Here is a 9,603-nt window from a genome sequence, read left to right on the forward strand (position 1 = left end):
CCATGGAGTGCGGGCCGTTTTTATCTCTAGCGAGCAAGGGTGACATCGAAGTCTTACAAACCCGGTAGACCGGAGGTGGCATCCGCGTCTTCCAAGAGACGCTTCAGTGGTGCATGCAACTCAGGTGTACTGACCACGATATTCTCGCCATAGAGCTCCTCGGGAATGCCATCTGGACAGCGATAGAGATGGCCAGTACGTGCACCAGCCTCACGCGCGATCAGTAGGCCAGCGGCAAAGTCCCACGGCGAAACACTCTCGTAATAAGCGTCCAGGCGGCCGCAGGCCACATCGCACAGATCGAGTGCTGCACTACCGTTACGACGCACATCCTGACACACCAGCAACATGGCCGAGAGACGCTTGAGCAGCGGCGGACGGCTATCGCGGTTGTACGGGAAACCGGTGGCGACCAGCGCACGACTCATTTCTTCCATGCCACTGACCGAAATCGACTCACCGTTGAGCCATGCCCCCTTGCCGCGAATCGCGGTGAAGGTTTCACCGAGGAAAGGCGCATGCACGACGCCCATCTGAATCTTGCCGCGCTCACACCACGCGATGGAGACTGCCACATGACGCAGGCCATGCGAGAAGTTGACGGTGCCATCGATAGGATCGATTACCCATAGACCGCCCTTGGTGGCAATGACATCGCGCTCCGGGGACAACTCTTCGGTCAGGCGGGCATCTTCAGGGAATTCAGCTTCCAGTGCCTCGGCCAGCAAGGTATCAATCGCGACATCAATATCGGTGACTAGCTCATCACCTTTCTTGTAGTGGTGCGCAAACCCTTGCTCCTCACGCGCCTTGATCATCCGTTCACCAGCCATTCTGGCCAGCTCCGTTGCGCGTTCCAAGCGTTGTTCCAGCGTCATGTGGCTCTCCAGCGGTGACGAATAGGGTGAATGAGGACATGAATGACCGTTCTCATCCACCGCGTTCCCTTCTGTATAACAGACTCGTGTGGCGAGTTCAGCCATGCGCTGTCATCGACAGCTGTTATCGACGGTATCTTTCTGCCTCCCCATTGTTACGAGATAACGTCTTGCGATGGTGCGTAATACTTACTCATCAGCATCATGATGCTGCATTGCCCATGAAATTATCCCGTTATCTTGATAGTGCTCACATTATCTGTCGCAATATCTCTATTGGATGACAATGCGTGCAGTGTGTTTCTCAGCAGATGTTTCATATAGCAGCAGATGGCGCATTTGTTGCAAAGTGTCTGAAGGACATCTGCCACTCGACGAGCCTGTCAGCTAACGGTGTCATCTAACGTGATGCGCCAGTGCCCAGTATTCAAGGAGCGACCGTGAGCCCACCCTTTGACCAGATTCACCCCCCTCAGCGTTTACTGATGGGGCCCGGGCCGATCAATGCTGACCCGCGCGTATTGCGCGCACTTTCAGCGCCATTGATCGGCCAATACGATCCGGCCATGACGCAGTACATGCACGAGACCATGCAGCTCTATCGCGAGGTCTTTGCCACCGACAATACCGCCACACTACTGATCGATGGCACCTCGCGTGCTGGTATCGAGGCTGTGCTGGTGTCATTGATTAAGCCAGGCGAGCGAGTACTGGTACCGATATTCGGGCGTTTCGGTCATCTGCTGCGTGAGATCGCAGAGCGCTGTGGCGGTGAGGTGCATGTGATCGAGTGTCCCTGGGGCGAAGTCTTTCAGCCGGAGCAGATCGAGACCGCGATCCGTAAGGTCAAGCCGCGCTTGCTAGCGCTGGTGCAGGGCGATACCTCAACCACGATGTGCCAACCGCTGGCCGAGATTGGCGCAATCTGTCGTCGTGAAGATGTGCTGTTCTATACCGATGCCACGGCCTCGCTGGCGGGTAATTCGCTCAAGACTGATGAGTGGGGGCTGGATGCCGTGACGGCAGGCTTGCAGAAATGTCTGGCGGGTCCATCGGGCAGCTCACCGTTGACGCTTTCATCGCGTGCCGTCGAGGTCGTACATGGACGCCGACATGTCGAGGCGGGCATCAGCAGTGGACGTGATCGTCTGACCGACCCCGGCGCGCGTATTCGCTCCAACTATTTCGACCTGTCGATGATTCTCGATTACTGGGGGGAGTTACGTCTCAACCACCATACCGAGGCGACCAGCATGCTGTATGGCGCCCGCGAATGTGCACGCCTGTTGAACAATGAAGGCATGGAGAACGCCATTGATCGCCATGCGTTGCACGGACAAGCGATGGTAGAGGGACTAAAGGGGCTGGGGCTTGAGATGTTCGGTGATCAAGCGCATCGCATGCACAACGTCAGTGCGGCGGTGATTCCCGCTGGACTGGAAGGCGAAGGGCTGCGTCGCAGTATGCTGGAAGACTTTGGCATCGAGATAGGCACCAGCTTTGGCCCTCTCCACGGTAAGGTCTGGCGTTTTGGCGTAATGGGCTACAACGCACGGCGCGATACCGTGTTGACGACGCTTGCGGCGCTTGAACAGACCCTGCGACGCGGTGGAATCAGCGTCGTGGGTGGAAGTGGCGTCGGGACAGCACTCGATTTCTATTCGGATCAGGCCCTGCGAGGTCACGCATGAGTGTCATGGCGAAAGACACGCTGATGCCGCTGTGCAGCGCAGCAGACGTACTGACAGCCTGTGACGTGCTGGCGACGCTTTCTTGTAGTGAGCACGGCATCGATCGACGTTATCTCACTTCGGAACACGCCGCAGCCAACGCGACGATGGCGGCTTGGCTGGCGGCGGCGGGGCTGCGTAGCTGGCAGGATGGTGCGGGCAACCAATGGGGCCGCTGGTGCCCAGCTGCACTGCAGGATACAGATGCCACGCCACGGCTGGTGATCGGCTCGCATCTTGATAGCGTGCCGGATGCCGGGCGCTACGATGGCATTCTTGGTGTTCTATTGGGCATTGCGGCACTGACACACTTTCAGCATCAGGCCCAGTATCACGGTCATGCACTGCCGTTTGCGCTTGAAGTCGTCGGCTTCGGCGATGAAGAAGGTGTCCGCTTCGGGGCGACGCTATTGGGCAGCCATGCGATGGCCGGTGGCTGGCAGCCTGACTGGGAGGCGCTTGAAGACGAGGAGGGCGTGAGTCTTGGTGAGGCGCTTCAGGCGTTTGGCCTGTCGGGGCAGACGGCGACACAAGCCTCGTTGCAGGATGCACCACCGCTCGGCTATCTAGAGGTGCATATTGAGCAAGGTCCGGTGCTGGAGGCTGAGAGGCTGGCACTTGGCACGGTGACGGGTATCGCTGGCGCGCGCCGCTTCACCGTCAATTTCGTGGGTCAGGCAGGACATGCTGGCACGACACCCATGGCGCTGCGTCAGGACGCCTTGTGCGCCGCAGCCGAATGGGCGCTGGCCGTCGAGGCGCTGGCGCGTGATGTCCAAGCGGGTAAGCGCAGTGACATGTCAGACCATTCTCTGGTCGCCACCGTGGGCTGTTGTGAACTGCGGCCCGGTGCGGTCAATGTCATACCGGGACGTGCAGCTCTCAGTCTCGATATCCGAGCCCTGGATGATGCCCAGCGTGATCAGGCACTGGATGAGCTGTTGAGCACAGCACAGCGTATTGCACAGCGTCGTGGTATCAGCGTGAGCCACCAGCAGACCCATGCCGCTGATGCCGTGGCTTGTGACGCACAGCTGATGCAAGCGATCGATACGGGGATCGCGAGCACTGGGCAACCTGCGTTCCGGCTGCCCAGCGGTGCCGGCCATGATGCGATGGCGATCAGCCATCTATGCCCCGTGGGCATGCTGTTTGTGCGTTGCGAGCACGGCATCAGCCATCATCCGCTGGAATCAGTGACTGAAGCAGATGTTGCGCGAGCACTGTCCGCCCTGATCGCCAGCATCGAGGCACTGGCCGCAAAACATACTGCCAGTGCCGTGTGAGGGACGACGATAAAAAAGCTCCCGACTGGCTGTCTTACTCAGCTTCCAGCATGGCGGGCAGCCTCACCGCCGCGATGGCGTCGATCTGCGCCAGCGCCTCGCTGAATTCTTCCTCGGGGGCGTGCGGCAAGCGACGCTCCAGTTCATCAAGGATGCTCACGGCATCATGGCCCTTCACGCAGATGATGAAGGGGATCTGATGACGTGCCTGATAGGCAGCATTGGCAGTGATGAAGCGCTTGCGCATGTTGTCATCCAGCTGATCTAGCCCAGCACCTTGCTGCTCGCTCTGCGAGGCGCGTGTCAGGGTGTCCAGCTTGCTCACGGCGAGTTCCGGGTGCGCCAGTATCAAGGCGCGTTGCTCCACCAGACTCCCGGCACGTACGGCATTGGCACAGGCCATCAGCAGGACTTCTGGACTGTAGAAGGGCCGCTCGCTGGCGGCACGCTCCACCACCCAATCCGAGTGCTCGTATAGCCCGCTCAAGCGACGCGCCAAAGCCTCTGGCGGTAGCACATTGAGCGTGTCCAGCATCGCGATATACCGCATGGGGCTCTCGATTGGCATGCGATTTGCTCCCTGAAGGGCTAATAGTTGTATGTACAACGATGAATCTGAGGCCTGCAAGGTGCGTGCCGCCGATCATCTCACAGCGGGTGAGCCAATCCATGGCGGAGACTCCGAAGCATCGCTCAGGGCAGTCTCGACATTGCACCTTGACCAATCGGTCAGTCAATGCTTGCACCGCAGCGGTGCAATACAACGATAGTGCCTCGGTCGCTGACAACACTACAAGGATGGCGTAATGCCCAAACTTACGACTCACGTGCTCAATCAAGCGGAAGGTATTGCCGGTAGCGGCATCCATATTGTACTGGAGCAGTTAGCCGCGGATGGCAGTTGCCATGAGATCGCTCGTAGTGTCACCAATGCTGATGGCCGTCTAGATGCGCCGCTTCTGGATGATGATCAACCCGGCGACTATCGCCTCAGCTTCATGGTCGGCGAGTATTTTGCTACACGCCCCTGTGGAAAGGGGATGCTGATGCGAATCCCTGTCGAGTGTGCGCTTGAGGCTGAAGGTCATTACCACATCCCGCTGCTGGTCACCCCGTGGGCCTATAGCGTCTATCGCGGCAGCTAAGGAGTCTGCATGAGCGCATACCTACTGGACTGGTCGATGCTGCTGACGCGCTGGCTGCACGTCATAGCCGGCATTGCCTGGATTGGCGCATCATTCTTTTTCATCTGGCTTGATAACCGTCGCCAACCTGCCCATCACGCGGTGGATGGGCGGCCCGGTGGTGAGCTGTGGGCCGTGCATGGCGGCGGTCTTTATCACCTGTTCCGACATGATGGCGTCAGCGAGATATTGCCAGGTGAGATTCACTGGTTCAAATGGGAGCCTACGTCACTTGGCTTTCTGGCATGGCGCTGTTCACACTGATCTATCTCCTGCAGCCTCACGCCTATCTGATCGATCCTCGCGTGTATGAGATGAGTGGCAGCCAAGCTGTCATCGCGGCACTCGGCGTGCTGGTGGGAGGGTGGATGGGCTACGAAGCGATCTGCCGCAGTCCGCTCAAACGTCATGGTGGTGGGCTGTTCATCGCTGTCGGGCTCTGGCTGACACTGGCGGCATGGATTGCCACTGAGCTGTTTTCAGGACGTGCCGCCTTCCTGCTGATGGGCGCGCTGATGGGCAGCATCATGGCGGGTAACGTCTTCAATGTGATCATTCCGGGCCAGAAGGCGTTGCTGGCGGCGGCGCAGCGAGGTGAAACGCCGGATCCTGTGCATGGCAAGCGCGCCAAGCAGCGGTCGGTGCATAACACCTTCATCACGCTGCCGGCAGTATTGATGATGATCAGCAATCACTATCCGTTGCTGTATGCCAATGACTACCGTCTCGGGGTCATCCTGCTGCTGCTGGTGACAGGTGGCTTGATTCGCATCGCTACGGTGGATCATCACAAGGGCATCAAGCGACGCTGGGTGCCGGTGGGGGCGCTGCTCGCGTTGATCGGTGTCATCGTGTTGTGTGCCCCGCGAGCGCAAGCGCCGCTGCCAGAATCTGCATCTTCAACAGCACAGTCCCCGGCCACGTCCGCCGGTGTTGCGAGTGAAGGCGACAAGGCCACGGACGCGATGCGTGAACAGGTCGCGCAGATCATCGAAAATCGCTGTGCGGGTTGTCACAGCGATTCTCCGACGCTGATTGGATTGACAGCACCGGCGGCAGGAATGGCATTCAATGACTGGGACGATATCGATCGTCAGGCACTGCGGATTCACCAGCGCAGTGTGGTCGACAAGAGCATGCCGCTGGCGAACATGACGCAGATGACCGCTGCCGAGCGTCAGCTGCTGGATGACTGGTGGAAGGCGACTCAATGACTCGTCTCTAGACAGTTCAAGCCTTGCCCTCCGCACAAGCAAAAGCCCCCGTTGATCGAGAAGATCATGGGGGTTTTTGCTTGCTAGAAAGAGTCGACGATGGCATCGGTATCTATCAAGAGTCGCGCTTCACTATGCGGGATGACGCGACGAAAACCGCGCAATGTCGTCGGATTGGCAACGCTCACCGACGAACACCTCGACATATTCCGCCATGCGTCCGATACGCTCTGCGGCGCTTTCCTGGGTGCGCATCGAGAGATAACCGATCTGTGTCAGGTAGATAGTGCGTGCACGCACGTTGGCGAGTTGCTCGGGCTGCTCGAAGCGGATCAGCATCTGCGTCAGTGCCGTGATACGGGCGTTGTCTGCCACCGCGACGGCGTCTGCGACCGCATCATTCTGGGCCGCCCAATTACGGATCGCCAACTCGAAGCGCGAGTCGAATAACGTCTCATCCAGCCAGCAGTCGAAGACGTTGAGCATGGCTTCGACGACTGTCGCCGCATAGCGCTCACATTGTCGTGTCAACCCGGCGGTATTGGTCGAATCCCAGCGCGCGAGCAGGGCATCGAGCAGCGCCTCGCGGTCTTTGAAGCTCCAGTAGAAGCTGGTGCGTGATAGTCCCAACGTCTTGGCAAGCGTCATCACGCGTACCGAATCCACGCCACCGTCGAGAAGCTGATGATAGGCGGCTTCCAGCCAGTCTTCAGCCTTGCCGCGCCCGAGAGGCTGCGTGTTGACGTTTGTCTGTGTGTGATCGATGGCATCTGGCATTGACGTTCTCCTGAGGGGCTGTCGGATACCGTGGCCGCGTGGGCTGATGAGTGAGAATGACAAAAGCGAAGAGCATGCTGTTTGCGACATCGGCGATTCTGACAGCGCCAGAATCCATGAAACAGCGTTCAGGGGCAGCGCATAACCTGAATCCTAGGGCTATAGTCAGTCCATGTACAGTAGTGTACACAATAAAGACATGACTGTTTGTCGTCCTCTCATGACCTGACTTTCAGGAGGCCACATGGCTCAGGATCCGCTGCTCACACCGTTCACGCTCAAGCACCTGACACTCAAGAATCGCTTGATGATGACGTCTCACGAGCCCGCCTATCCCGAAGATGGCATGCCCAAGGCACGGTATCGCGCCTATCACGAGGAGCGTGCACGTGCCGGTATCGCGCTGACCATGACAGCAGGTTCCGCCTCGGTCGCCAAGGACAGCCCGCCGGTATTCAACAATATCCTCGCCTATCGCGATGAGGTGGTGCCGTGGCTGAGCGAGTTGACCGATGCCTGCCATGAGCACGGCACCGCGGTGATGATTCAGCTCACTCATCTGGGGCGACGTACGCGCTGGGACAAGGCTGACTGGCTGCCCGCCGTGTCACCCTCCCATCGTCGTGAAGCCTCTCATCGTGCCTATCCCAAGCGCGTCGAAGATTGGGACATCACGCGCCTGATCAATGATTACGCGGATGCCGCAGAACGCATGAAAGCGGCGGGTCTTGATGGTATCGAGCTACAGGCCTATGGCCACCTGATGGACCAGTTCTGGTCACCACTGACCAATACGCTTGAATCTCCCTATGGCGGCTCGCTGGATAATCGCCTGCGTTTCACGCTTGAGGTGCTAGCGGCGATCCGTGCACGCGTCGGCGAGCACTTCATCGTTGGCGTCCGCTATACCGGCGATGAATGCCTCGCTGGGGGATTTGATGCGCAGGATGGCATGACAATTTCACGCCTGTTGCGTGATAGCGGCAACGTCGATTTTCTCAATGTGGTACGCGGCCATATTGATACCGATGCGGGGCTCACTGACGTCATTCCCATTCAAGGCATGGCCAGTGCGCCGCATCTGGACTTTGCGGGACAGATTCGTGAGGCGATGGATTTCCCGACCTTCCATGGTGCCAAGATTCAGGATATCGCCACCGCACGCCATGCCATCGCCACCGGCAAGGTCGACATGGTTGGCATGACACGTGCGCACATGGCGGACCCGCATATCGTGCGCAAGCTGATGGCGGGGCAGGAGGAGAGCATCCGTCCCTGTGTCGGGGCCAACTATTGTCTTGATCGCATCTATCAGGGTGGCTCCGCCTACTGCATTCACAATGCCGCCACCGGGCGTGAGCTGGAGCAGCCGCATGACATCGCACCGGCCGAGGTCGCCAGGAAGGTGGTGATCATCGGGGCGGGGCCGGCAGGGCTTGAGGCGGCGCGTGTCGCTGGTGAGCGTGGACATCAGGTGGTGGTGCTGGAAGCGGCGGATCAACCCGGTGGCCAAATTCGCCTGACCGCGCAGAGCGAGCGACGTCGCGAGATGATCGGCATCATCGATTGGCGCATCAGTCGCTGCGAGGCGCTGGGCGTCGAGATTCGCTACAACGTCTTCGCCGAGGCCGATGACGTGCTGGCGGAGCAGCCGGATGTGGTCATCGTCGCCACGGGCGGCTACCCCGAGGAAGACATGCCGCAGGTCGGCAGTGAGCTGGTCGTCTCCAGCTGGGACATTCTCTCCGGCCATGTCACGCCTGGCCGCAACGTGCTGCTGTTTGATGATGCGGGAGACCACGCCGCACTCCAGGCAGCCGAGAGGATCGCCAACTCCGGAGCCAGGCTCGAGATGATGACGCCAGACCGCACCTTCGCGCCGGAAATCATGGCCATGAACCTGGTGCCCTACATGCGCAGCCTGCAACGTCTCGCCGTCACCTTCACGCCGACCTATCGCCTCGGCGGTGTCACGCGCGATGAGGAGGGCCAGTTGATCGCCCAGATCGGCAGTGATTATCTGGATGACGCCGTAGCGCAAGGCAAGGGCACCGGTGCCTACGCGGATCAGCGAATCGTCGATCAGGTAGTCGTCAACTACGGCGCCCGCCCGATGGAAGATCTCTACTTCGAACTCAAACCTTACTCGCGAAACGGCGGGGCAGTGGACTATGACGCCTTGATCGAAGGACTCGCCCAGCCTGTAGACGGCCCAAGTCCAGAGCACACCGAGCGCTCAGCAGACGGCAAGTTCCAGCTCTACCGCATCGGCGATGCCGTCGCGACCCGCAATACCCATGCGGCAATCTATGACGCACTGAGGCTGATGAAGGTGGTGTGAGTCTTGACATGCTCAGATCCAGACATCACCCAACCGTTACTTGAGCGCGTCCAAGGCTGATGCCTGGCTCTTGGGTCGCAAGGTTATATCAACCGTGGCCGTATGCAGCGAATTTCCTCTACCTCAACCCCTCCCAGCTCAAATGACTTTCGCGAGCTGGGTTCTAGTGTGAACCCGCCTTATTCACGAGTGC

7 protein-coding genes and 1 pseudogene are annotated in these 9,603 nt (G+C 59.2%); 5 read left to right on the forward strand and 3 right to left on the reverse strand.

Features of this window, described 5'->3' with window-relative positions; genetic code table 11:
* Positions 1 to 53 precede the first annotated feature (53 nt).
* Positions 54 to 878: an inositol monophosphatase family protein gene (locus BF12_RS0116980; RefSeq protein WP_024953306.1), complete on the reverse strand. Its 825-nt coding sequence runs from the start codon at positions 876 to 878 to the stop codon at positions 54 to 56.
* A gap of 440 nt (positions 879 to 1,318) precedes the next feature.
* Between BF12_RS0116980 and BF12_RS0116985 the strand changes: the two genes are divergently transcribed.
* Both BF12_RS0116985 and BF12_RS0116990 read left to right on the forward strand, forming a co-directional pair.
* Positions 1,319 to 2,569 carry a pyridoxal-phosphate-dependent aminotransferase family protein gene (locus tag BF12_RS0116985; protein WP_024953307.1) on the forward strand — a complete coding sequence of 417 codons (1,251 nt, stop codon included), beginning with the start codon at positions 1,319 to 1,321 and terminating at the stop codon, positions 2,567 to 2,569.
* Positions 2,570 to 2,574: 5 nt separating this feature from the next.
* Positions 2,575 to 3,894 carry an allantoate amidohydrolase gene (locus BF12_RS0116990; RefSeq protein WP_051511122.1) on the forward strand — a complete coding sequence of 440 codons (1,320 nt, stop codon included), beginning with the start codon at positions 2,575 to 2,577 and terminating at the stop codon, positions 3,892 to 3,894.
* 34 nt (positions 3,895 to 3,928) lie between these two features.
* On the opposite strand, the gene uraD is transcribed toward BF12_RS0116990, so the two are convergent.
* Positions 3,929 to 4,462: a 2-oxo-4-hydroxy-4-carboxy-5-ureidoimidazoline decarboxylase gene (gene uraD / locus BF12_RS0116995; protein ID WP_051511123.1), complete on the reverse strand. Its 534-nt coding sequence runs from the start codon at positions 4,460 to 4,462 to the stop codon at positions 3,929 to 3,931.
* Between the two features lie 238 nt (positions 4,463 to 4,700).
* Here uraD and uraH point away from each other — a divergent pair, with 238 nt between their 5' ends.
* Both uraH and BF12_RS20765 read left to right on the forward strand, forming a co-directional pair.
* Positions 4,701 to 5,039, forward strand: coding sequence for a hydroxyisourate hydrolase (gene uraH, locus BF12_RS0117000; protein ID WP_024953310.1), 339 nt, complete (start codon positions 4,701 to 4,703; stop codon positions 5,037 to 5,039).
* Between the two features lie 36 nt (positions 5,040 to 5,075).
* Positions 5,076 to 6,292 (forward strand): annotated as a pseudogene (locus BF12_RS20765) (urate hydroxylase PuuD).
* A 132-nt stretch (positions 6,293 to 6,424) separates the two neighbouring features.
* Here BF12_RS20765 and BF12_RS0117010 read toward each other — a convergent pair.
* On the reverse strand, positions 6,425 to 7,069 hold the full coding sequence (locus tag BF12_RS0117010) for a TetR/AcrR family transcriptional regulator (RefSeq protein ID WP_024953311.1): 645 nt from the start codon (positions 7,067 to 7,069) through the stop codon (positions 6,425 to 6,427).
* 244 nt (positions 7,070 to 7,313) lie between these two features.
* Here BF12_RS0117010 and BF12_RS0117015 point away from each other — a divergent pair, with 244 nt between their 5' ends.
* The gene (locus BF12_RS0117015; RefSeq protein WP_024953312.1) at positions 7,314 to 9,410 is read left to right on the forward strand and encodes an NADH:flavin oxidoreductase; all 2,097 of its coding nucleotides are present in this window, start codon (positions 7,314 to 7,316) and stop codon (positions 9,408 to 9,410) included.
* Positions 9,411 to 9,603: the final 193 nt, after the last annotated feature.

The sequence above is a fragment of the Cobetia crustatorum genome, assembly GCF_000591415.1.
Lineage (GTDB): Bacteria > Pseudomonadota > Gammaproteobacteria > Pseudomonadales > Halomonadaceae > Cobetia > Cobetia crustatorum.

Coding starts and splice junctions, on each gene's coding strand:
- BF12_RS0116980 (WP_024953306.1), bottom strand. CDS start 878: ATGACGCTGGAACAACGCTTGGAACGCGCAACGGAGCTGGCCAGAATG.
- BF12_RS0116990 (WP_051511122.1), top strand. CDS start 2,575: ATGGCGAAAGACACGCTGATGCCGCTGTGCAGCGCAGCAGACGTACTG.
- uraD (WP_051511123.1), bottom strand. CDS start 4,462: ATGCCAATCGAGAGCCCCATGCGGTATATCGCGATGCTGGACACGCTC.
- uraH (WP_024953310.1), top strand. CDS start 4,701: ATGCCCAAACTTACGACTCACGTGCTCAATCAAGCGGAAGGTATTGCC.
- BF12_RS0117010 (WP_024953311.1), bottom strand. CDS start 7,069: ATGCCAGATGCCATCGATCACACACAGACAAACGTCAACACGCAGCCT.
- BF12_RS0117015 (WP_024953312.1), top strand. CDS start 7,314: ATGGCTCAGGATCCGCTGCTCACACCGTTCACGCTCAAGCACCTGACA.